21 protein-coding genes are annotated in these 23,244 nt (G+C 39.8%); 16 read left to right on the forward strand and 5 right to left on the reverse strand.

All coding sequences use genetic code 11. The annotated features are described in order from the left end of the window. Positions 1–23 precede the first annotated feature (23 nt). Entirely contained in the window at positions 24–1,142 is a 1,119-nt protein-coding gene (locus tag AAV98_RS04440; protein WP_060664335.1) for a CdaR family transcriptional regulator, read from the reverse strand. A gap of 90 nt (positions 1,143–1,232) precedes the next feature. After that, entirely contained in the window at positions 1,233–1,652 is a 420-nt protein-coding gene (locus AAV98_RS04445) for a pyridoxamine 5'-phosphate oxidase family protein (RefSeq protein WP_060664336.1), read from the reverse strand. A 550-nt stretch (positions 1,653–2,202) separates the two neighbouring features. Here AAV98_RS04445 and AAV98_RS04450 point away from each other — a divergent pair. After that, entirely contained in the window at positions 2,203–2,811 is a 609-nt protein-coding gene (locus AAV98_RS04450) for a YczE/YyaS/YitT family protein (RefSeq protein ID WP_082380763.1), read from the forward strand. A 186-nt stretch (positions 2,812–2,997) separates the two neighbouring features. On the opposite strand, the gene AAV98_RS04455 is transcribed toward AAV98_RS04450, so the two are convergent. Further along, on the reverse strand, positions 2,998–3,303 hold the full coding sequence (locus tag AAV98_RS04455; protein ID WP_060664337.1) for a TIGR04104 family putative zinc finger protein: 306 nt from the start codon (positions 3,301–3,303) through the stop codon (positions 2,998–3,000). 136 nt (positions 3,304–3,439) lie between these two features. On the opposite strand from AAV98_RS04455, the gene AAV98_RS04460 reads away from it, so the two are divergent. Both AAV98_RS04460 and AAV98_RS04465 read left to right on the forward strand, forming a co-directional pair. Further along, positions 3,440–4,249, forward strand: coding sequence for a YfkD famly protein (locus tag AAV98_RS04460; protein WP_156317621.1), 810 nt, complete (start codon positions 3,440–3,442; stop codon positions 4,247–4,249). 210 nt (positions 4,250–4,459) lie between these two features. Next, positions 4,460–4,783 (forward strand): hypothetical protein, encoded by a 324-nt coding sequence (locus AAV98_RS04465; protein ID WP_060664338.1) that lies wholly within the window; start codon positions 4,460–4,462, stop codon positions 4,781–4,783. 502 nt (positions 4,784–5,285) lie between these two features. On the opposite strand, the gene yfkAB is transcribed toward AAV98_RS04465, so the two are convergent. Beyond that, positions 5,286–6,410, reverse strand: a complete 1,125-nt coding sequence (gene yfkAB, locus AAV98_RS04470; protein WP_060664339.1) for a radical SAM/CxCxxxxC motif protein YfkAB — start codon at positions 6,408–6,410, stop codon at positions 5,286–5,288. Positions 6,411–6,558: 148 nt separating this feature from the next. Between yfkAB and AAV98_RS04475 the strand changes: the two genes are divergently transcribed. Beyond that, positions 6,559–6,744, forward strand: a complete 186-nt coding sequence (locus tag AAV98_RS04475; protein WP_060664340.1) for an SE1561 family protein — start codon at positions 6,559–6,561, stop codon at positions 6,742–6,744. 359 nt (positions 6,745–7,103) lie between these two features. Here the strand turns inward: AAV98_RS04475 and AAV98_RS04480 are convergent, their stop codons facing one another. Continuing rightward, positions 7,104–8,000 carry a GNAT family N-acetyltransferase gene (locus AAV98_RS04480; protein WP_060664341.1) on the reverse strand — a complete coding sequence of 299 codons (897 nt, stop codon included), beginning with the start codon at positions 7,998–8,000 and terminating at the stop codon, positions 7,104–7,106. A 183-nt stretch (positions 8,001–8,183) separates the two neighbouring features. Here AAV98_RS04480 and AAV98_RS04485 point away from each other — a divergent pair, with 183 nt between their 5' ends. The 12 genes from AAV98_RS04485 (at position 8,184) to AAV98_RS04540 (ending at position 23,168) form a co-directional block, all read left to right on the forward strand. Further along, on the forward strand, positions 8,184–9,725 hold the full coding sequence (locus tag AAV98_RS04485; RefSeq protein WP_060664342.1) for a fumarate hydratase: 1,542 nt from the start codon (positions 8,184–8,186) through the stop codon (positions 9,723–9,725). 335 nt (positions 9,726–10,060) lie between these two features. After that, the gene (gene pdaA, locus AAV98_RS04490) at positions 10,061–10,876 is read left to right on the forward strand and encodes a delta-lactam-biosynthetic de-N-acetylase (RefSeq protein WP_060664343.1); all 816 of its coding nucleotides are present in this window, start codon (positions 10,061–10,063) and stop codon (positions 10,874–10,876) included. A 130-nt stretch (positions 10,877–11,006) separates the two neighbouring features. Further along, complete coding sequence (locus AAV98_RS04495) at positions 11,007–11,888, forward strand: DNA-3-methyladenine glycosylase family protein (RefSeq protein WP_060664344.1); 882 nt, start codon at positions 11,007–11,009, stop codon at positions 11,886–11,888. Then, complete coding sequence (gene rlmD, locus AAV98_RS04500) at positions 11,885–13,288, forward strand: 23S rRNA (uracil(1939)-C(5))-methyltransferase RlmD (RefSeq protein WP_060664345.1); 1,404 nt, start codon at positions 11,885–11,887, stop codon at positions 13,286–13,288. The genes AAV98_RS04495 and rlmD overlap by 4 nt, the downstream gene beginning before the upstream one ends. A gap of 286 nt (positions 13,289–13,574) precedes the next feature. Then, the gene (locus AAV98_RS04505) at positions 13,575–14,126 is read left to right on the forward strand and encodes a CBO0543 family protein (protein ID WP_060664346.1); all 552 of its coding nucleotides are present in this window, start codon (positions 13,575–13,577) and stop codon (positions 14,124–14,126) included. 404 nt (positions 14,127–14,530) lie between these two features. Beyond that, positions 14,531–16,114, forward strand: coding sequence for a GGDEF domain-containing response regulator (locus AAV98_RS04510; RefSeq protein ID WP_060664347.1), 1,584 nt, complete (start codon positions 14,531–14,533; stop codon positions 16,112–16,114). Between the two features lie 2 nt (positions 16,115–16,116). After that, the gene (locus AAV98_RS04515) at positions 16,117–17,172 is read left to right on the forward strand and encodes a HEAT repeat domain-containing protein (RefSeq protein WP_060664348.1); all 1,056 of its coding nucleotides are present in this window, start codon (positions 16,117–16,119) and stop codon (positions 17,170–17,172) included. A 49-nt stretch (positions 17,173–17,221) separates the two neighbouring features. Beyond that, complete coding sequence (locus AAV98_RS04520; RefSeq protein WP_060664404.1) at positions 17,222–18,571, forward strand: glycosyltransferase family 2 protein; 1,350 nt, start codon at positions 17,222–17,224, stop codon at positions 18,569–18,571. A 33-nt stretch (positions 18,572–18,604) separates the two neighbouring features. Then, complete coding sequence (locus tag AAV98_RS04525) at positions 18,605–18,982, forward strand: response regulator (protein WP_060664349.1); 378 nt, start codon at positions 18,605–18,607, stop codon at positions 18,980–18,982. After that, positions 18,966–21,407: a HAMP domain-containing histidine kinase gene (locus AAV98_RS04530; RefSeq protein WP_060664350.1), complete on the forward strand. Its 2,442-nt coding sequence runs from the start codon at positions 18,966–18,968 to the stop codon at positions 21,405–21,407. Before AAV98_RS04525 ends, AAV98_RS04530 begins: the two co-directional genes overlap by 17 nt. Positions 21,408–21,473: 66 nt before the next feature. Continuing rightward, complete coding sequence (locus AAV98_RS04535) at positions 21,474–21,995, forward strand: DUF1456 family protein (protein WP_060664351.1); 522 nt, start codon at positions 21,474–21,476, stop codon at positions 21,993–21,995. Positions 21,996–22,046: 51 nt separating this feature from the next. Beyond that, a complete protein-coding gene (locus tag AAV98_RS04540; RefSeq protein WP_060664352.1) occupies positions 22,047–23,168 on the forward strand; it encodes a Gfo/Idh/MocA family protein in 1,122 nt (373 codons plus the stop codon). Positions 23,169–23,244: the final 76 nt, after the last annotated feature.

Consider the following 23,244-nt stretch of genomic DNA (forward strand, 5'->3'; position numbering starts at 1 on the left):
TCACTAAAATAATAGCTAGATAACTAGTGTTTATTTGTAGATTCATCCAAAAGAATGCAAGCTAGGTATAAAGTTGTTAGATCATGAGGTTTTTTTAGTTGCAACCCAGTTAAACTTTCCACTTTACGCAATCGATAATGAAGCGTATTAATATGAATGTGCATAGAAAGAGCCGTGTCTTTCAATGATAATTGGTGGCTAAAATACACCTGGATGGTCTCAAACAAGTCCTTTTCGGATAAGACAGGAGATAGAAGGCGCAGGGCAAATTCTTTCTTCACTTCCCTAGGTACTGCTTGTAAAATCATTTCAAGACGGAGGTCGTCTTCAAATGTAATGGGTACATCAACAGAACAGGCATTTAGCGCTCTTTCAGCTTCTGTGTAAGAATCTTTAAGTGAGGAAGGCCTGCATGCTTTTCCAATTCCCATAAAAACAGGTGCACCAATATAGCTTTGGAGTTGATATTGGACTTTTTTCAAAAGTGGAATGAGAGACTCTCTTTTTGGGACGGTATTGCTTGCCAACAGTAAAATCATTCTATTTTGTCCCCATTGCACTAGAATGTCTTCGTCTTTCCATTCCACATCCCATTCGGAATGATGCCATCTTTTGATTTTCATTAGGTTTTCATTTGTTTGAAATTCAATTAAGATCACTTGACGGTTCACTTCCATATTTACACCTAGTACATCTGCACGTTTAGTGATGAATGTAGAAGGGCCGTCCTTCAATAGCCAATCAAATACAAAAGTCTCAAGCGATCTTGCTTCCCATTCGAACTGATCTTGGTAATGGCTTTCTTGTATCAGTAGCTCTGTCATTTTCTTGATCAATTCCCCGTATGGAAGAACTTTCTCGGGGGTTCCTGTAATGCCAATGACACCAACAACTTTTTGCTGAAGGAAGAGGGGAAGGGTGATGCCAGCTTTTACCCCTGAAAGTGTGGTTTCATCCTGTCTTGAGATAATTCGCATCTGTTTTTCAGAGGCTGCTAAATATGCTCCTTCATGGAAATTTCCTAGTCTATCAGGGGCTGTACTTGCGACGATGATACCTGATGTGTCGACCATAATTAAATCTTCTTCTATAAAATTTTTCACTTCTCGAATGATCTTTTTAGCGAGGGATGTACGCAGCAAAGTGAGACCTCCTATGAAAAAAGCGGCCTATGAGGAAGGCCGCTTTCTAGTCGTTATATTTAACTTACCATAAGAGCAGGCAGGCTTCTACTACTGTTCCAACACTTCTGCCTCACTACCAGCCTTTTCATAATAACGAATGACAGAAGGGGTCAGTTTTAATAGCAGATATTCCGGATCATCTGGACTCTTGATCCATTCTGATAATTTCTCATCCCAGAATTTCTTTTTCAATTCTGCACTGTCTTCAAAGCTTGCCTGTGCCTCTATTTCTGCGTATGGTTGCTTCCAACTTGTACCTTCCATACCGAGAAGGATATGTACATGTGGATTGGCTTTAATATCCTCAATTTTGTGAGTATGCTCGTTCGTTGCACAATACAAAATTAAATCCTCATTGAAAAATAACATAAAGCGGGAATAGGGACGGTCGCCTCTAATAGTGGCAAGTGTGCCAATTTTATGATTGCTGAACATGGAAGTGATTTTGCTCTTTAAATCAGTATTCATGGATAGCCTCTACACCTTTCATTTAAAAAGTACTCTTTGTTAATGTGGCTATTTGGGTAAATTTTAAACACAGATGTTTCCGAGTTATAAAAGGTGGAGTGGATAAGATAAATGTTAAAGGCATGTAGGAGGCATTAAAGGGAGGCATTTCTTTTCGGCATGAACTTGGCTCATTTTGGCACCAACTTCCTAATTTTCGCACGAACGCACGAACTTCCGTAATCACAAAAAAACTCTGTGCGGTAGGCTGCACAGAGTCCCAAAGCATATAAGGTTGACGGATCAATTCTAAGTACCAAGGGGTTAAAGCTTTGAACTAAGGAATAAAAAGCTTTATATGTGCACTGTGTAGGTGTAAATCACTCCTTCACTCTAAGGTGACTTCGCTTTATTTCCCTCCTTCGTTTTAAGGTACTGTTAGTATATAGGTTGAATGTTATAAATATTCTGATTTATTTAATCTTTTTTTCTTTTTTTTCATATTTTGATGATTCACGCTTACAATGATAAAGTAGGACAAGTGAGAGTAAAATGTAGAGGAGTTATCAGATTGGTTATTCGAACATTATTTTATTTAATTGGACTTTTTGTCTTATCCTTCGGGATCAGTTTGACGATAAAATCGGATTTAGGAGCTGGTGCTTGGGACGCTCTAAACGTAGGGCTTTCTTCCACATTTGGGCTCACGGTTGGAAGTTGGGTGTTTATTGTCGGGATTATCCTAATAGCAATCAACGCATGGCTCCATAAGAGCAAACCTGACTATCTAGCGGTCATTACGATTTTTCTTGTCGGCGTTTTTATTGATTTCTGGTTAATACAGGTATTTGGAGCATGGATTCCAGTGGGAATGGTTTTACGTTTTATTGCCCTTTTGGCTGGGATGGTCATCATGGCAGTGGGGATATCTGCATACTTGCAAGCAAAGTTCCCAGTCATTCCAATTGACAACTTGATGCTTGGGATCCAGAATCGTTTTAAAGTGAAGATGATGACAGCAAAAACCATCGGGGAAGTATTTGCCCTTATATTTGCTCTACTATTCAAAGGACCGATCGGGGTTGGGACATTTATCATCACGTTTGGAATTGGACCATTAATTCAAATTTTTTATCCTCGTTTGGAAAATCTATATAAAAAGTTGAGACACGAAAGCTAAGTTTAGCTTTTGTGTTTTTTTATTTTTGAAAAAGTGGCGCTGTCCCATACCCACCAAATCAAGGCGTAAAGTATGGACAACATGAACATATCCAAAAACGTTCTATTTTGGAAAAAGGGGTATGTCAGCAAATTTGCACTAAAAATATAATAAAATGGATGACATATTTATTCCTTAAGTATTCCTTTACCATAACGATTCCTCCTCGTTGCTTAATTCATAGAGGGACGGCATAAAAATTGCAATTCCAATAATACATACAACATACACGATAGTCAGAAAAAAGCCGTTCACACCAAAGGTAAGAAATGGCACATTTAATAAGGGAATACCTATTGGGAGAAGGGTTAATTTTTGTCTCGCACTCTTTGTTATGTACTGTTTTTCTTCGCAGAACGGACACGTAATCGCTTGTTTAAAGGTGAACGTCTTTTTCCAGGTCATCTTCCAGCTCCATTGGTTATGGCAGTTTGCACAGGTAGGTGTTTTCATTTTGATCAGCCTCCTCTGTATCTTTTTTACGTATTACTAAGATAAAAAGTTTCACCTTTCATGGATAATCTGAAATCCCTTCGAAAAAGATAACAGTACATAGATTTCAAGACGATTGAAAGGAGTAATACCAATCATGCGCATACTTCAAATTGTTATGGCAACGTTTATTGCATTTGGATTCACACTAAGTAATGTCCAAGCAGAAGACACAAAGGTGAAAGTTGATAATAAAAAACTGGAGGTACCGAATTCTGTATTAGATATCTCTAAGGACAATACGTATCCAAATCCCTCACAAGATGTGCCATATCTGCAACCAAGTGAACTATCACAAGAACTGATTGATTCATCCAATGTGAAAATTGAAAACCCAAAACTTATTAAGATTTTAAATGAGTCGAACATTTCTCCTTCTCCAGTGGCAATCGGTTACCGGGCGACGATTTACCTTGGCCAATGGCCGCTATCGTATCAGTCAACGGAAACGAGTGTGAACTGGGAATATCAAAAAATAAATACGAACTACACAGATAACCGCGGTGGAAAAGCGCCGATACAACTTCACTACCGTCAGGAAGCTCAAAAAAGTGTCAAAGGTGGTCTGACTTCCAAAGTGGAAGCTGCTGATGATGTAAAAGAAATGATGATGTTAAAAGCGATGGATAAAACAAAGCTTCCTCTATCCTTTCAAACTATCGTTGGAGCAGGAACGAAAAAGGATCAGGTGTACAACATTCCTGTGAAAAAGTTAGGATACCTGTACGCTTATTCTCCGGCAGTTAGTGAAAAAGGGAAGATTACGTACGGAGAAGTTTACCTAGTTTTAAAAGGGAAAGAGATGAAAATTGTTGTGAAGAATGTTACTTCACAAGGAATTGGGGCGTGGATTCCGGTTCAAGACCATGTGAGCTTCATTTTTGCAGCTTCCGACCGTCCGAGATAGTCCTTTTGAGATACGCCAGCCTATAACCGGGCTGGTTTTTTATATGGAAAGTTGAGCTTATTTTACCAGTTTTAATTCTTTTCCAAGCTGGGTAATAGAAGGTTACAGAACTTCCACTACCTTGTCGAACGAAAAGCCAACCATGGACCGAAACTTTTTCCGCCTTCAAGCGTCTTAAAAAGTGAGAATAAAAAGGAGGTCATCTACAAGATGATGCACCTAGTATTATTGGTCTTAGGTTTAACTGTTTTGTTAGTTATTGTTCGGACAATGGTCACAGTTGAATTGAGGCAAAAGCCATCTTATATAGAAAATGAAGATAAACATCATGCCATTTTACTGCTATGGGGTATAGGGATTATTTTTCTGCTTTTATTCATCCCTTATCAAGCATGGCAATTGGCAGGAAGCTCCCTCAAATGGGACGGAGCGTTAATCTTGGGTTCAAGTTTGATGGGAAGTGTGCTGATCAGTTTAGGATTCTATTGTGCCTTAAAGGGTAAAAGACTTAAAGCGAGAGTGCCGACCACTTAAAGCCCTGCACAATAAATAAGAGAGCCTGGGACTTGGAGGCCACTGAAAAACTGACAACGTAACGTTTTTTTATGATTCCTAGCTGGTGATTGGAGCAAAAGGCGAAGACTCCTGAGGGAGCTAGCACTAGGTGGAGACCCCGCAGGCGAAGCGAGGCCACTGAAACACTGATAAAGTAAAGTTTTTATATATTCCTAGCTGTTGATTGTAGCAAAAGGCGAATACTCCTGAGGGAGCTAGCGCTAGGTGGAGACCCCGCAGGCGAAGCGAGGCCACTGAAACACTGATAAAATAAAGTTTTTATATATTCCTAGCTGTTGATTGTAGCAAAAGGCGAAGACTCCTGAGGGAGCTAGCGCTAGGTGGAGACCCCGCAGGCGAAGCCGAGGAGGCTCCAGCAGCGCCCCTAGGAAAGCGAAGCCATTTGCGGAAATCAACAGCGGTGTTTAGTAACATTTCTACATCTTTTTCAGTGGCTTCACTTCAAGCCCCAGGCTTTTGTTTATTTGGATATTTTCGTTTCACGTACAGTAAAATCCATGTTTGGATAGTACGCATTTTTTACTAATATGTTTGGTCCAAGACAAGCAACTGCCGGACAGTGGCAGTCTAATTCTTTTGCAATGGAGGTTTCTTTCCATTTTTCATATGCAGTTGGCAAGTCTGTTGTTTGAATGTTCCCTAGGGGAGGCGTATCGCCAAAATCTGTGACGATGATATCTCCGTTAAAAATATTCACGTTCAAACGGGAGCGGCCGTCCGGGTCATTTCGAACCGTCACATTTTTTGCCTCATAGACGCGTTTCAATAATTTACGATCTTCCGGGTTATCACTGCAAGGATAAAACGGCAACGTACCAAACAACATCCATGTATTTTCATCGCGCATATCTAATAAACTATGGATGGCATCACGCATTTCATCAAGTGTCAGAACCTCCATCCCACTAGCGAAATCGCTAGGGTACATAGGGTGCACCTCATGTCTTTGACAGTTCATTTCCTCGACAATTTGCTTATGAATATGCTCGATATGGGGAAGGGTACGTTTATTGAGCATCGTTTCAGCAGATACAATTACTCCGGCGGCAGTCAAGGCCTTTGAGTTTTCGATCATACGCTCAAAATACTTGGCTCGCTGCTCATACGTCGGTTTGCGATCCATCATTGCAAATCCGCCTTCCACAAAGTCATCCATCGTACCCCAGTTATGAGAAATATGTAACACATCCAGGTAAGGAATGATTTTTTCGTATCTGGCTAAATCTAACGTTAAGTTGGAATTAATCTGCGTTCGCACCCCACGTTCATGGGCATATTTTAGTAGTGGCACTACATATTCATTTACTGACTTCATGCTCATCATCGGTTCACCGCCAGTGATACTGATGGAGCGAAGTAGTGGAATCTCTTCCAAGCGTTGAATTAACAAATCTATTGGCAGAGCTTGCGGATCCTTTGGTTGTAACGTGTATCCGACGGCACAGTGCTCACAACGCATGTTACAAAGAGTGGTGGTGGTAAATTCTACGTTTGTCAGTTCCATTTGGCCGTATTCTTTCACATCTAAATATGCTTCCCATGGATCATAGGAAGGGGTAATTGGTGGTAGTATTGTTGTTTTCATTGTAAACTCCTTTATTAAAAACCTTACCCTTCATTGTATCATGATTCATGGAATTACAGACCGTAAAATTATTCGAAGGTTGCTTGAAGTGCTTTAGTGCGGTAGTATAAAGAAAAACTTACAGGAATGGCAGAAAGGTGCGATTATTATGGGAAAAGCAACAGACAACAAGGACTCTCAAGTCAATTATTTGAAAAATAGATTGAATATGTTTTTGGAGGTCGTGGATTCATTAGATCCGGAATCAACCGATGTAGAGGACATCGACCGCTTGATTCAGATGCTTGATGATTTGGAAGGGAAGTACAATCAATTTAAGAAGGATTGGGAGTAAGGATAAGGTTAAGGACCTGTTAGGCAACTATATGGGTTGCATCAGGTCTTTAGGGGAGCTTTAAGAACCTTGTAACATGGAATAAGTTTTGTGAGAAGTCTTTATAAAGGGTATAAAGACTTCTTTGCGTTAAAAAAGCAATGAATGAGGTCTTGACGAAGGGTATGAAAACCATTTTGAGTATAATGATCATGGGAAATTGTCTTCATTGAGGTGATGAAGACAATTCCAAACTAAAAAAGGCCGTGAAAATGTCTTCACAGCTGGTATGAAGACATTTACAAGTTAAAAAAATGCACGAAAATGTCTTCATACAATAACACCCTGAAGGTACTCCACCTCAACCTTAGGCAACCCTATTATTTCTTAACCATCCTATAAACCTCCAACAACTCTTCCACCGACACCCCATCAATCTTCATTCCAGAAATGTCGCAAGCGTTAATTTCCACATCACCCATTTTACAACGGGTAAAATTCGTCCCCATCAATTCACAACGCTCAAAGCTTACAGGCGCCCCTTCAATAGACGTATCCCTAAACTCGACACCACTCATGTCAACGTGTTTTACTCTACTACCCGAAAGGTTTAAGTCAGCAAACAACGTTTCACGGAAATTAATGTTCTGGAACTTTGATTCCCTTAAATTGATATTGCTGAAATGTGTACCAGCTAACGTGCTATTATTGAAAGCACTGTTTGCTAAATTTGCCTGATAGAAAGTTGCATCTTCCAAATGGACGGATTCAAATGTATGTTCTGAAGCAGCCATTCCGTTGCTATTGCGTTTGATGTAACCAACCTCATCTTCCGTTTCAAATGTGCGCTCAAAGCCCATTTTTTCATAAAAATGAAGGTTGCCTTTTTGTCTTGGAGAAGTTTCCAAGTCCCAAGTTGTCACAGAAGGATATGCTTTTTCCACTAAGCGTATCACTTCAGATCCTAAGCCTTGTCCTTGGTAAGCAGGATGAATAAAGATTCGGTCAATCCTGCCAAACCTTTTACCCGTCATGGTCAGAATAACCCCGCCTACTAGTTGATCTTCCAACATTATCTTGTAATAGGTAAGCTCTTCTATCATATAGCTGGTAGAATATACGGAATCATAACCCGGAGGTTGGATATTGTAGTCCACAATAGGCGAATCTACCGTACCAAGCCAGCGAAGCGCTTCCTCATTAAATGTCACTTTCATAATACCAGTCAACTGCTCTGCATCATCTAGTCTTGCTTGTAAAAGTTTTATCTGTGCCATGTTTGTGTCTCCCATCTCTCATGTATCTATATCCTACTTTACCACAAAAATCCAACAGTGCTCAGGGTTTTGATGGAATCGGTTACAAAGTGCTTTATCCTTCTAATTAGAACAAGTATAATGAAGGATGTAAAAAAGAAACGTAGATAACTTTTCAACTGGGGATAGGAGAGGGAGTTAATAATGAATAAATTATATGAGAGCATGTATGACTTGATTGTAGAAACCTCTACAAAGCTGCCTAGAGATGTTCGTCGTGCGATTGCTAAGGCAAAGCTTAGTGAGAGTGCAGGAACACGTGCAGCCATGTCACTTGCTACAATTACCAATAACATTACAATGGCCGATGAAAATGTGTCTCCCATCTGTCAGGACACAGGTCTGCCTACATTTAAAATAAAAACACCTGTTGGCGTAAACCAGCTTGAAATTAAAAAAGTAATCAAACAAGCGATTGTTCAGGCTACAAAGGATGGAAAGCTCCGTCCTAATTCAGTGGACTCTTTAACTGGTGCAAACAGCGGAGACAACCTTGGCGATGGAGTACCTGTCATAAAGTTCGAACAGTGGGAAAAGGATTATATTGACGCGCGCCTTATTTTAAAAGGTGGTGGCTGTGAAAATAAAAATATCCAGTACAGCTTGCCATGCGAGCTTGAAGGTCTTGGCCGCGCAGGTCGTGACCTCGATGGTATCCGCAAGTGTGTTATGCATTCTGTTTACCAAGCACAAGGACAAGGTTGTAGCGCAGGTGTTATCGGTGTGGGTATTGGTGGCGACCGCACTTCCGGTTATGAGCTTGCAAAAGAACAGCTTTTCCGGAGCCTTGATGATGAGAACACAGTACCTGAGTTAAAAGAACTTGAAGAGTATGTAATGGAAAATGCCAATAAGCTTGGGATAGGAACAATGGGCTTCGGTGGTGAAACGACATTGCTTGGCTGTAAGGTTGGTGTTGCACATCGTATTCCAGCAAGCTTTTTCGTATCAGTTGCGTATAATTGCTGGGCTTACCGCCGTTTAGGAGTAAAGATCAATCCGGAAACAGGAGAGATTAACGAGTGGTTGTATCAGGAAGGCGAAATGATTGATTTTTCAAAAGAGTTGGCAGAGCAAGAGGAAGTAGCAGCAACTTCTGAAGCGAGTGAAATTGTCTTGGAAGCGCCGATTACGGAAGAGAAAATTCGTTCGTTAAAAGTAGGCGACGTGGTTCGCATTAATGGCAGAATGTACACTGGCCGTGACGCGATTCATAAACACTTGAGCGACCATGATGCTCCCGTTGATTTAGATGGACAAATCATCTACCACTGCGGCCCCGTTATGCTGAAAGATAACGAAGGAAACTGGCATGTAAAGGCAGCAGGACCAACAACAAGTATTCGTGAGGAACCATACCAAGGGGACATTATGAAAAAGTTCGGTATTCGTGCCGTCATGGGCAAAGGTGGAATGGGTGCAAAAACATTGAAAGCCCTGGAAGAACACGGAGGCGTTTATTTAAATGCCATCGGCGGAGCGGCACAATACTATGCCGACTGTATTAAAGGTGTCGATGGTGTGGACTTAATGGAGTTTGGTATTCCAGAGGCAATGTGGCACTTGAATGTAGAAGGCTTTACAGCGGTTGTAACAATGGATTCGCATGGTAACAGCTTGCATGCGGATGTAGAGAAGTCTTCTCTAGAAAAGCTTGCCCAGTTTAAGGATAGAGTGTTTAACTGATAGAGCAAAAAAATTAGCGGTTCGGTGACCAAGATGGTTGCCGAACTTTTTTATTATTTTGGGGACGATCATCGATGGAAGGTAGTCGTGTCATTATTTCCCGGTAAATGTCGATTGGCTTGTATGGTGGTTTTTTCGGACAGTATTTTGCCAACTTTGGCTTGTATTTTACATATTTGCGCTAGTATTTGCCTGCATTTGGACAGTATTTCCTACTTTTCCGAGAGTAAGTGAATGTAACTGTCAATTGGAAAACAATACACCGTATCATTCCTTATTTCAAAACGAAACATAATAGTAGCTAGAAATCATGGAAGGGAGGAAACACCATTATCATGCGAAAATTACTTAATATCCTAACCATAACTGTTGTAGCACTTTTTATCATTCCGCATTTAAGTCAAGCGGACACCTATTCCACTACGACCCTGCATTGGGGTTTTAAAAAGAGTCAGAATCATGAGCCGCCGGATGCAGGTCAAAAATACAATGAACTTTTAAAGAAACATAACGCTTTTTACCTTGGGGATACGACCAAAAAAGAAATATATCTTACTTTTGATAATGGCTATGAGAATGGATACACTGAAAAAGTATTGGACGTACTTAAAGATAAAAAAGTACCTGCAGCTTTTTTCGTAACAGGATATTACCTTAAAGATCAACCGGACCTTGTCAAACGAATGGTTAATGAAGGTCATATCGTCGGCAATCACAGCTGGCATCATCCAGATATGACACAAGTAAACGATGTTCGCTTTAGAAAAGAGCTCGACATGATAAAAGAAGAGTATAAAAACATAACAGGCCTTGATAATATGACTTATTTAAGGCCGCCCCGCGGAACGTTCAGCGACCGAACTCTCGCACTAGCAAACCAAATGGGTTATCAGCATGTCTTCTGGTCCCTGGCTTATGTTGATTGGTATACGGATCAGCAAAAAGGTTGGAAATATTCTTATGATAATATCATGGCTCAAATACATCCTGGTGCGATACTTTTACTTCACACTGTGTCAAAAGACAATGCAGAAGCGATGGAAAAGGTCATAGACGACCTTCGTAAACAAGGATATGAATTCAAAAGTCTAGATGAGATTGCTGCACAACATACTATTCCCAATCCGTTATTGCTTATACAAGAAAACTGACTCCTTCGCCCACCAGCAAAGGAGTTTTTCTGCATGTTCTTTTTTGTATTTCTCTCTCAGAACTACTCTGTTTGGCAACACACCAGAAAGCCGTTATAATTGGGAAAGTATATAAAGGACGGTGGGGAAATTGGTTAAGATAAAGATAGATGGACCATATGATTTTGACAGAGTTTTGCAGCGACTTTCCATTGATCCGCTAATGGTCGTCGATCAAAAAGCGCGTTCTGTAAAAGTACCGATGTATCAGGGAGAAACTCCAGTGGTAATAGAAGTGCAGGCCATAGGGACGAAACAAAACCCGAGCTTCCAATTATATAGTACAGCAACGGTGACCGATAAAGAAATCCAGCACATAAAAGCTATTTTCCAATGGGATAAGCCGCTCCAAGACATTGCCAACCATTTTGCCAGAACAGATCTTGCAACTATTTTCCAAGAGCACGAAGGCACGCCCCTCGTACTTGATTTTGACCTCTACCATTGTCTAATGAAATGCATTATCCATCAGCAGGTCAACATGAAGTTCGCTCATACGTTGACGCAACGTTTTGTCCATACATTCGGTTTTATGAAAGAAGGAGTTTGGTTCTATCCGAGGCCAGAAGATGTATCCGAGCTTGATTACGAACAAATCACCGAACTGAAAATGAGCCGCAGAAAAGCGGAATACATTATAGATACCTCCAAACTGATTGCAAATGGTGACTTGGTCCTTTACAATTTGGAGCAAAAAACGGATGAAGAAATACTGAAAGAACTTGTAAAAATAAGAGGAATAGGCCCTTGGACTGTCCAAAACCTGCTTCTATTTGGACTAGGGAGGCCAAATCTATTCCCAATTGCTGATATTGGCATTCAGAATGCCTTGAAAAAATTAAAAGGACTCGACCAAAAGCCTACTGTTCTGCAGATGCAGGAGTGGGCGAAGGACTGGGAACCATATTTAAGCTATGCTTCCCTATACCTTTGGAGAAGCATCGAACCGCAAGCTGAGGAGTTAGTGAAATGAAAACGAAGAAAGCATACAACAAGCAACAATCCAATATCGATATGAAAGTGGGCCAAACTTTTCCGTTAACGATTAAGCGTTTGGGGATCAACGGAGAAGGTGTCGGTTATTTTAAAAAGCAAGTGGTGTTTGTTCCTGGTGCACTACCAGATGAAGTGGTCGTGGCGGAAGTGACAGACGTGAAAAATAAGTTTGCGGAAGCGAAAATCAAAAAAATCCGAAGCAAATCCCCACATCGTACCACGCCCCCATGCCCGATTTATGAGCAATGCGGAGGCTGTCAGCTGCAGCATTTGAAATACGATCAACAGCTCACTTTGAAACGTGATATCGTCATTCAGTCTTTGGAACGGCATACAAAGCTGAATGTGAGCAAACTCGACATCAAGCCGACCATTGGAATGGAAGATCCATGGTATTACCGTAATAAGAGTCAATTCCAGGTTGGCAAGCAAAAGGAAAAAGTGATTGCAGGACTATACGGGGCAAATTCGCACAAGTTGATTCATATTGATAATTGTATCGTCCAGCACAGTGCTACAACGGAAGTAACCAATACTGTGAAGAAAATATTGCAAGATTTCAACATACCTGTCCAAAATGAGAAAAAAGGTCAACCTTCCGTTCGCACCATCATGACTAGAGTAGGTTTTTCTACTGGGGAAATTCAAGTAGTACTGATTACAACCGATGAAAAATTGCCGCGCAAACAGTTAGTAGTAGAAGAAATTCAAAAGCGTTTGCCAAAAGTGAAGAGCATCATGCAAAACATAAACGGCAAAAAAACTTCTCTTATTTTCGGGGAAGAAACGATTCATCTAAGCGGAGAAAAAGTGATTCAGGAAACGCTTGGAGACGTTTCGTTTGAATTGAGCGCACGGGCTTTCTTCCAGCTTAACCCTGTCCAGACGGTCAAACTTTATGATTTAGTAAAAAAAGCTGCACAATTGACTGGAAAAGAAAAAGTCGTCGATGCATACTGTGGAGTGGGAACCATCGGCCTTTGGCTAGCAGAAGGTGCAGGTGAGGTTCGTGGCATGGACACCATTGCAGAATCGATAGAAGACGCAAAAGAAAACGCCAAACGCCATGGCTATACCAACATGAAATATGTTGCAGGCAAAGCAGAGAAATGGCTGCCAAGATGGGTAAAAGAAGGCTGGAGACCGGATACGATAGTTGTCGATCCACCACGTACAGGCCTGGACGAGACTTTCATGAAGACTGTGCTTGACGTAGAACCGAAGAATTTTGTTTATGTTTCCTGTAATCCTTCCACCCTTGCCAAAGATATTCATTTCCTTAGCAAAAAGTATAAAGTGGATTGGATCCAACCTGTGGATATGTTCCCTCAAACGGCGCACGTAGAGAGCGTGGTTAGGTTTGTACGAAAAGTTTAATTAACAAAAATAAAAAAAGATTTTTTTTGCATAAAGCGTGCGACATTCACAGGGCTATCTCTAATAGGGATAAGCCCTTTTTTTGGAGCCATTCCCCCCAAAAAATCATTTGAAAAATTAAATCAAAAACATTACTTAACCTACCATGCACAGTTTACAAACATAAGGAGAGTATTTTGTTCGTATAAGGGTATTTTTAAAGGAACCTTTCGTTTATAAATTTTGTATAGTTTATTTTGTCTTAGGTAAACTTATATTAAAATGAAAAAAATGTGGGGATGATCTCTTGGATAAGACTACAAATCTAAGGCAACAAATTTTCAATTACGAATATGCAAAATGGGTCGAAAGCATGTTGTTTTCTCCAAAGTGGTGGATCTTATTAATTATTGTACTGTCTTTTTGGATTACTTGGTGGAAATTAGTAGATAAAAACAGACTGGCTGAAATAGGTGCTGGATTATTTCTTACGATGACTTTATCTACCGTTCTAAACAGTATAGGGATAGAATTGACATTATGGCGATATCCTGATCAACTTTTTGGAAGCATTCGATTTATAAACGTATTAGATCTAACGCTTATTCCAATTACCTATATGTTTTTATACCAGTTCTTTGGGAAATGGAAATCCTATTTACTTGCTATTACTTTATTTGCACTAATCGGAAGTTTTGTTGGTCAACCGATATTTTCGTACTTTAATCTATACGAACTAATCAACTGGGAATATATATACTCTTTTCCTATATATCTTTTTATAGGTATAATTATTAAGTTTTTGTTAGGTATAATAATGGGAATTCAAAATAGAAATAAGGCTTTAAAGTCTGAATAGAAGAAGGAATCGTTACATCAAAGTTTTTTTATCGCAATATCATTAATTTTTATCTTTCTTAAAGGCTGTTTTCGTAGCTTTCGTGTCTTTTCCTAAAAGAAACACTTCCTGCCTAAATAGGACTATTTAAGAACGAAAAGTCCAATTGCCGACCTTTTCCTGGTTTATAGCAACAATTTTTGAGAAAAGAGCCTTCATAAAAGGCACCACTTACCTAATGAAGTGGTGTCTTTTACTTTTGGTTGCAGCTTTTATTTGGTACAAAGAAGTCTTCATTTATTTTCAAGGATGCATAAATAAAAATATATTCATGACATGTTATTCAACCATCATTATAATAGAAATATATACTGGGATATTAGTGACTTTTCATCATGGTTGTCTCATCGAAAGGTTGAGTTAAGTTGGATAAATATAAAGCGAAATTAATTCAAAATATAATGAATCAAATAGATAAGTGGGAAAGTAGCGCCAGCGATATTTCTCACGAAGAAGTGTATCGATTTGTTCACTCAATTAAAGGGACGGCAAGGACAGTCGGCTTGGATGAGCTAGGAGATATTACAGAAGCACTATATGAAGTGATACTTGTTGAAACAAGGGAAGTATGGCAGTGGGAAGACTGCCGATTGTTTCTAAGTGAGGTCATCAGCTTCTGTCAGGGAATCAGCGGAACTGCTAAGATAGCTACAGAACAAGCAAGGGTCCTCATTGCTGATCCGGATGCTTCTTTATTAGTTGAATGGAAGGAATATTTAGAGAGCAGGTTCTTTCATGTATTGGTCAGTACGGACATGGAGAAATCAATTGATACGTTTTATGATGTCAAACCGGATTGTCTAATAGTGGACGATGAGTTAAAGGATGAAAGAGGGCATCATTTATTGGACAGGCTTCAAGCAAATGGTCAACAAGTGTTAACACCCATACTGATCATCAGTTCTAATCCAACAAAGGAAAAACGTATGAACGCATACCGTGCGGGTGCAGATGATTTTATGTCCAAGCCATTGGATCTAGAAGAGTTTGAAGTGAGAATCTCCAGGCAAGTGGCGCGAAAGAAGCAGTATGAAGAGTTGCTGTTGATGGATGAACTGACAAAAGTTTATAACCGAAAATATTATCATTCGTTTTATGCTAAACTGCAGGCGAACTTTTCTAGAGTAAAAGAGCCGTTCAGTATAGGAGTGATCGATCTTGATCATTTCAAGCAGGTAAACGATACATATGGGCATGTAGTAGGTGACGAGGTATTGAAAGGCCTTGCAACATATATGAAACAACATATGCGATCAGGGGATGTTTTTGCGAGATATGGAGGCGAAGAGTTTGCCATGTTGTTGCCAAATACAACCCAAGTGCAGGCGGAAAAGCTTGTAAGACGACTTCTTGAAGGTTTTATGAAGGTAACATTTAGAGCAAATCAACTGTCTTTTTCCTGTTCTTTTTCAGGAGGAGTCGTCCAGGTTATGGAGGAAGGCTTATCGTTGGAAAAAGCTATGGAGCGAGCGGACAAAGCTCTTTACGAAGCAAAAAAGAAAGGGAGAGCCAGAGTCGAAGCATCAGTGGGAGAACACGACGTTGTTATCCAGAAAGTTAAGGTCGCCATTGTGGATGATGATGAAATTGTCAGAATGATGCTTTCTGAAGTAGTAGGAAAGCTATCTCTTCCTGCAAATAGAGCCATTGAAATAGAAACATTTTCGGATGGACAAAGCTTTTTACAATCCGAATGGCTGGAGAGTAACGATCGATATGTCATCATTCTTGACGGAATGATGCCGAAAATGGATGGACTGGAAGTGTTACATAGACTTCGCTCGGAAAGACGCCATGACCAGTTTAAAGTAATGATGTTAACTTCTAGGAAAAGCGAAAGGGATATACAAAAAGCGTTGCAGCTTGGAGCGGATGATTATGTGACAAAACCTTTTAAGCTCCTTGAGGTGGAAGCAAGACTTCAGCATCTGATAAAGCGGGGGATGTGACATTGGTTAATAATTTTGTTTCTATCGTCCTGGTTATCATTCTTGCTTTTTTTATTTTGCTCTCGATTATCTTTATCTTTATGCTTGTGACTAAATTGATGCAGAACAACCTACGTAAAAATATTGATCAACATAAAGAAGAATTAAGGGCTAATGTATTTGAATACTTATACAGGCAAAATGCAGACATTCTAGAACGGGAATGGAGCGGAAAACAGTGGAAAGCAATGGAAGAACTGTTTAGCGACTTTGCGGATGTCATTCAAGGGGATGAAGTGCAGGAGCGTATTACGCTTTTTGCAAACACCCATTTTATGGAGAAGTATAAGCGAAACCTGCTTCGTCGGCGTTGGAGCATAAGGATGAATAGTCTCTATGCAATTGAGGATTTTCAACTTAAAAGCATGGTGCCTTACCTTCTTAACACCTATGAGAAGAGAAGTCTGTCTCAGGAAGAAAGAAGACAATTATTAAAGATTTTAGTTCGATTTGAAACGAATCACTGGGAGGAATTAGTAAAAGAACCAAATTGGCGTCTATCGGAATTTATGTATAGATCGTTAGTGGGTGTAATGACCGAGAGACAGTTTCAGGGAATGGTAACAAATTTTGATGCCTTCCCTGAATACATTCAGCTTCCAGTGCTAGATATGATAGGAATAGAGGGGAAAAGAGAGTTTTTGCCTTTTCTTGAGGACCTACTTAAGATTTCTTCAGGAGAAAAGAAAATTAGGATTTTAAAAGCAATGAATGAATTAGGATTTTCAAAGATTCTGGAATGGATGGAGTATGTAGATCTTCCAGAGAGCACATGGGAAGAACGATTAATGCTCAGTAAACTACTTGGCAGGACCAACCGTAAAGAGAGCCTCTTTATTTTGACGGAGCTTCTAAGTGACACAAATTATGATGTCAGAAATAACGCAGCCCAATCCATCTTATCCATTGAAGGAGGAGCAGACCATCTCCATCAGATTCTTGAAACTTCAACAGACCGCTTTGCAAGAGATATGGCGGAAGAATGGTTGCAGAGAGGAGGGCAAATCCGTGGACGGTAATTTTGTATATTTGTTATTACAGGGAATTGGTTGGTTTGTTATTGCTTATATGGGATTTGTCATTCTTTTTTACCTGTTTATGTTGCTGGTTTCCTTGTTCCAAGTCAGGAAGAACTATCAGCTGGACAATACAGAGCCGTATGAGGACCTATTGGATGTAAGTTATTCAAAACCACTATCTATATTGGTGCCGGCTTATAATGAATCGCTTGGGATTGTTCCATCTGTTCGCTCTCTACTTAGCATAGAATATCCGCAGTATGAAATCATTGTGATAAATGACGGTTCAAAAGATGATACGATGGAAAAACTCATCGAAGAATTTCAATTGAAAAAGATAAAGAAAATAGTAAAACAGAAATTGAAGACAAAAGAAGTAAAAGGTATCTACCAATCTTCTATTTATGATTATTTATATGTGATAGATAAGGAGAATGGTGGGAAATCGGATGCATTAAATGTTGGTATTAACGTATGCGCCTATCCCTATTTCTGTTCAGTGGACGGCGATTCTATTCTGGAGAGGGACGCTTTCTTAAAAGTAATGAAGCCTATCATAGATTCTGATGGAGACGTTATTGCTACAGGTGGAAGTGTAAGGATTGCTAACGGTTCCGCTATTGAAAACGGTTCTATCATGAAGGTGGGCCTTTCCTCCAATCCACTTGTCATCATGCAGGTTATTGAATATTTGCGTGCATTTTTAGTGGGGAGAATCGGGTTAAGCAGGCACAATCTTTTATTGATTGTTTCAGGTGCCTTTGGGGTTTTCTCGAAAAAGTGGGTAATCGATGCCGGTGGCTATTCTCATACCGTTGGAGAGGATATGGAATTAGTCGTAAGGCTGCACCGGTATATAAAGGAAAAGAAAGCCAACAAGAAAATTGTCTATGTTGCAGACCCTGTGTGCTGGACAGAAGCTCCGGAAGAAATAACTTTTTTAAAAAGACAGCGAAATCGATGGCATAGGGGGCTATTTGAAAGTTTGTGGATGCACCGTTCTATGGCGTTCAATCCTAAATACGGATCAATTGGTATGGTATCCATGCCATATTTTATCTTAATAGAGTTTATGGGGCCAATTGTGGAATTAACAGGTTATTTATATATAATCCTCTCTTTTTTTCTTGGTGGTATGAATGAAGAAATAGCGTTGCTCCTATTCTTGCTTTTTGTCATCTATGGTTCGATCTATTCCATGTTGGCTGTCTTGATGGAAGAGTGGAGTCTTAGACGATACCCTAAAGCCAGGCATATTGTTGTTTTGTTCTTCTATTCTCTTACAGAAACCTTCTGGTACAGACCTTTAACCATAATCTGGAGATGCCAAGGCATCATAGATGTATTAAGGAAGAAGAGAGGTTGGGGAGAAATGCAACGAAAAGGGGTATCCCAATAAACAGTAATTCAATGATAAATGGAGGAATCACGAATGGCACATATTTTACTTGCTGAGGACGAAAGTGTTCTTCGCATGCTAATTACAGATACACTAGAAGATGAAGGGCACCAAATAGAGGAGGCATGTAGCGGTAAAGAAGCTGTGGATATGTTGATGGCTGGGAATACATTTGATTTGGTCATCCTCGATTATATGATGCCAGTATACACAGGCTTAGAAGTCCTAACAAAAATGAAAACGATGGGACTGAACCCTGTTCCTCCTGTCCTTATCCTTACAGCTAAAAGTCAGCAATCCGTTCGAGATGAGGTCCGTGCCTCAGGAGCTTCGGGATTTATGTCCAAGCCATTTAGTCCGATGGAGCTGGCAGAAAAAGTAGAGGCCATGCTAAATGAAGTGGAAAAATAGTATATCTACGAAATTTTTAATCATTAATGGAATCTTTTTTCTTGTTTTGATCACTGGAATTATAACTCTGTTAGTTTACGAGTACTCCCTATCTGAAGAGTTCAAGGAAAGGAATAATGCGCTCGAAGCGAAGGAAGAGAAAATACAGGCTATCGATGATAATATTAATAGTTCCTTCGTGGATTATCGTGGTTATGTCGCATTTTCCAACCGAGAGATGTTAGAAGATGCAAAAGGATTTGAATCAGACATTAAAAAGGATATAGAAAGTCTTGCCAGGATGGCGGAAAACAGAAATGACGAACAGTTTGTAAGTGAAGTAACAGCGTTCCATCAATTCTATTTTGCTATATATCTTCCAAAAATTGAGGAATTATATGAACAAGACAATATGAATGAGCTTCAGAACTATCTGTTTAACCAGGGAGTATCCGATAGAATTTTTGATTTTATGGGTTATATGAAAGAATACCGGTATGAAGTAGATCAGGAAATAGAAAACAATGTGGACCTGATGTCAGATAAGATACAAGCCAGTCAAATCTTGTTTTTCATGTATTTTCTGCTTGTGATTTCCTTACTGTTCATTATAACTTGGGTCCTTATTAAACAGGTGGGTAAACCACTGCGAAAACTTTCAGAGGCAGCCGATGAGATTACACATGGCAAGATAACAGAGCTTCCATCTCATCAGAATAGCTCCGATGAGATAGGTGTATTATCCAACGCGCTTCATACGATGGTAAATACGCTACAATACAATGAAGAAGAGTTGATGGCCCAAAATGAAGAACTGCTTGCTCAACAGGATGAACTGCACGCACAGCAAGACGAACTTCAAGCACAGCAAGTACAATTGGAAGAAAATATTTCAATAATTGAAGAGAGTAATAAGCAGCTTGAGGTAAGAAATAAGTTTATTCATGATATGGGAGAGACGTTAAGCAGAGAGCGTCTCCTAGAGAATGTTGTTCGAAACATGGGGAAGGTATTAAATGCAAATGTAGGCATTATGATGATGCTTAATGAAAAAAGGTCAGTTGCTTCTATTGGTTTGTCAAAGAAAGCGGTAGAACAGTTAAGATTAGAAGAGAATAATGTATTCATTCAACAATTGGTGGAGGTTAAAAAAGCCTTTAAAGTTGATAGAAAATGTAGTCGTATGGAGGCCACCTACCATTCTGAAGATATGGCAGCCTTTGATTTATTTATACCTGTCCTTACATCTAATGGTATAATAGCGGCTTACATGCAGTTCACAAGATATGATGCGACTTTCACTGAACGAGAAATAGAAACAGGGGAAGCACTAGCTTTGCAAGTCAGTATGGCTTTGGAAAAAGTAGATTTGTATGAGGATTCGGAAGAGAATCGCCTCTTTTACCAGGACATTTTAAACACCATACAGGAGGGTGTTTTATTAGTGGACGAAAGAGGTAGTGTACTTCAGGCAAACACGAAAATGTGTGACGTATTGAACTTCCCAACGCCTAGTCGGTTGTTGCAACTATCTTTTGAAGAATGGACAACGGTCCTTATTGAAATGGCAGTCGACAAAGAAAAACTGCAAGCAGATCTACTTACTACTTTTAGTGAAAAAGAGTCTGCTGATGATGCCTTAATATTTGAGTTGAATCAAAGGCATGAGAGATGTGTCTTTAAAATGTATAAGGAAAAAGTATCACGACAAGACCTTTCCTACGGTTACATTTTGGTATTCCGTGATATGACAAAAGAGTATGAAGTGGATAGGATGAAATCGGAGTTTGTCAGTACCGTAAGTCATGAGCTACGTACACCATTAGCTAGTGTTCTTGGCTTTACAGAACGAATGATCTACAAAGAGTTATCAGAAGAACGGAAAAAAACCTACTTGAAAACAATCTATCAGGAAGCAAAGCGTCTGACAGAATTAATAAATGACTTTCTAGATGTACAGAAAATGGAAGCGGGAAAACAAATTTACCACAAAGAAACGGAAGATATAGTTGAAATTATTAAGGAAGTAAGTGAGATCTTCCAACACAAAGCCAATACTCATCCAATACATCTTGAGGTAATAACGGATCATAGGAAAGTGGAAGCTGACAGGGAGAAGCTTGCACAGGTAATGGCTAATTTACTGAGCAACGCGATTAAATATTCTCCTGATGGCGGTAAAATTCAAATAACGGTCACTTCTAAGGGTGAGACAGTACAAGTAACCATAAGGGACCATGGTATTGGAATTCCAAAAGATGCAATTCCTCATCTCTTTACTAAGTTTTATCGGGTGGACAATTCCGACCTGAGAAAAATTGGGGGAACAGGACTCGGTCTATCCATTGTGAAAGAAATTATCCATGCACACAATGGAGATATAGAAATAACGTCACAGATGGAAGAAGGAACTGTTGTCACAATTGAAATTCCCTTGGCAAAATAAATGCTAAATTTATTGGTAAATGGTAATAAATATAGGGAATGAGCAATACAAAAAAGGAGTTTATACATGACGAACAACGATATACTAATTAGACTAAGATACGCACTAGACATTAAGGACAACGATATGGTTGAAATCTTTAAACTTGGTGACATTGAAGTAACGAGAGAAGAAGTACAAATGATCCTCACTAAAGAGGTAGATAGCTATGAATTTGATACCGAGGAAGAATATGAACAGGCGCTTGAAGAGGAAGAAATTCTTCCTATCAACAATAACAAGCTGGAGTCGTTTCTAAACGGTTTGATTATTTTCAAAAGAGGCAGACAAGAACCAAAACCTGGCCAGCCGGCAAAGCCTCCTTTTTCCAATGAACCGGCAAACAATATTCTTCTGAAAAAGGTAAAGATTGCCCTTTCCTTAACAACAGAAGATATTATTGACATTGTCGGAGAAGCAGGAGTTTCCATAACAAAGGGTGAATTGGGTGCTTTTTTACGTAAGAAGGGGCACAAAAACTACAAAGCTTGCATGGATAAATATGCGAGGAATTTCTTAAAAGGTCTGGCAATTAAATATCGTCACTAATATGCAATGTAGGACAGCACTTTCCGAATTAAAAAAGGAGAGTGCTGTTTTTTGTCGAAATTAAACTGGGAAGACCAATTACATAAAAGGGGAATCATCATGGAAAAAATAAGAGTAGGTATTATCGGAACAGGTTTTGGCGCAAAGGTTCACGTACCAGTGATGCAAAGTCATCCAGGGTTTGAGGTAGTATCCATTGCAAGTGTATCCCGCGGGAGACTGGGTGAGATTAAAGAGGAAACAGGTATGGAGAAAATTTATGGAAACTGGGAGGAAATGCTGGAGTCAGAAGAGATAGATTTGGTTTCTGTCGCTTCTGCGCCATTGTTGCATCATGACATGGTGGTAAAAGCATTTTCTAGCGGCAAACATGTTCTATGTGAAAAACCAATGGCATTTGATGCGGCAGAGGCAGAGAAGATGATACAGGCAAGAGATGCAGCTGGTAAATTAGGCTGGATAAATTTTGAGTATCGCTTTTTACCTGCAAGACAGATGGTTAAAGAAATAATCTCAAGCGGGAAAATAGGCAAGGTGTTGCATGTGAATTTCTCCCTGAATATTGCAGGATATGAAAGGTATGCCACAAGTAAACGAGGGTGGTTAAGTCAGAGTGATCAGGCAGGCGGGATGCTAGGAGCGGTGGGCTCACATCTAATTGATTCCCTGTTATGGTGGACTGATGCGAAGATAGAATCTGTTTCTGGCCAGCTGACTACTCATGTACCAGAATTCACGGATGAAACCGGTGAGAAGGAAGTCCGTACAGCAGATGATGCTTTCCAAGCGATGGGTAATTTTGGAGGCGGAGGAACCTTTAACATCGGTTCCAACATTGCCGTTCGTCATGCAGAAGGATGGGAGCTAGAGGTTTACGGAACAGAAGGTACAATAAAAATGTCTCAGGACAACAAAGTGCTTGTTGGACTTGGAAATGATCCTTTGGAAGAAGTGGATATAGAAGAAGCTTTAGCGATACCAGAGGGAATGAATCCGGTTGCTGCTGGTTATTACAATGCTTTTTATCGCTCGTTGGATGAGGTATATAAAGCGCTAGCTGGAGAGGTAGTAAACCCTCATTTGCCAGTATTGGAAGATGGCCATGGGGTGCAGGTCGTAATGGATGCCATTCGTCGATCGCATGAGGAGAAGAGAACGGTAATAGTGGAATAATAATAGTTAATGTTGTATGGGTGCAGTTGCTTTGAGGTGGCTGCACTTTTTCATTTTATGGGTTCTATAAGACGTT

It is taken from the genome of Bacillus sp. CHD6a (assembly GCF_001293645.1).
Taxonomy (GTDB): domain Bacteria; phylum Bacillota; class Bacilli; order Bacillales; family Bacillaceae_I; genus Sutcliffiella_A.

Bases quoted from the DNA above. Each gene is read 5' to 3' on its own strand.
- AAV98_RS04445 (WP_060664336.1), bottom strand. From the start codon at position 1,652: ATGAATACTGATTTAAAGAGCAAAATCACTTCCATGTTCAGCAATCAT.
- pdaA (WP_060664343.1), top strand. From the start codon at position 10,061: ATGCGAAAATTACTTAATATCCTAACCATAACTGTTGTAGCACTTTTT.
- AAV98_RS04460 (WP_156317621.1), top strand. From the start codon at position 3,440: ATGCGCATACTTCAAATTGTTATGGCAACGTTTATTGCATTTGGATTC.
- AAV98_RS04520 (WP_060664404.1), top strand. From the start codon at position 17,222: ATGGGATTTGTCATTCTTTTTTACCTGTTTATGTTGCTGGTTTCCTTG.
- AAV98_RS04480 (WP_060664341.1), bottom strand. From the start codon at position 8,000: ATGGCACAGATAAAACTTTTACAAGCAAGACTAGATGATGCAGAGCAG.
- AAV98_RS04475 (WP_060664340.1), top strand. From the start codon at position 6,559: ATGGGAAAAGCAACAGACAACAAGGACTCTCAAGTCAATTATTTGAAA.
- AAV98_RS04535 (WP_060664351.1), top strand. From the start codon at position 21,474: ATGACGAACAACGATATACTAATTAGACTAAGATACGCACTAGACATT.
- AAV98_RS04455 (WP_060664337.1), bottom strand. From the start codon at position 3,303: ATGAAAACACCTACCTGTGCAAACTGCCATAACCAATGGAGCTGGAAG.
- rlmD (WP_060664345.1), top strand. From the start codon at position 11,885: ATGAAAACGAAGAAAGCATACAACAAGCAACAATCCAATATCGATATG.
- AAV98_RS04485 (WP_060664342.1), top strand. From the start codon at position 8,184: ATGAATAAATTATATGAGAGCATGTATGACTTGATTGTAGAAACCTCT.
- AAV98_RS04525 (WP_060664349.1), top strand. From the start codon at position 18,605: ATGGCACATATTTTACTTGCTGAGGACGAAAGTGTTCTTCGCATGCTA.
- AAV98_RS04530 (WP_060664350.1), top strand. From the start codon at position 18,966: ATGAAGTGGAAAAATAGTATATCTACGAAATTTTTAATCATTAATGGA.
- yfkAB (WP_060664339.1), bottom strand. From the start codon at position 6,410: ATGAAAACAACAATACTACCACCAATTACCCCTTCCTATGATCCATGG.
- AAV98_RS04465 (WP_060664338.1), top strand. From the start codon at position 4,460: ATGATGCACCTAGTATTATTGGTCTTAGGTTTAACTGTTTTGTTAGTT.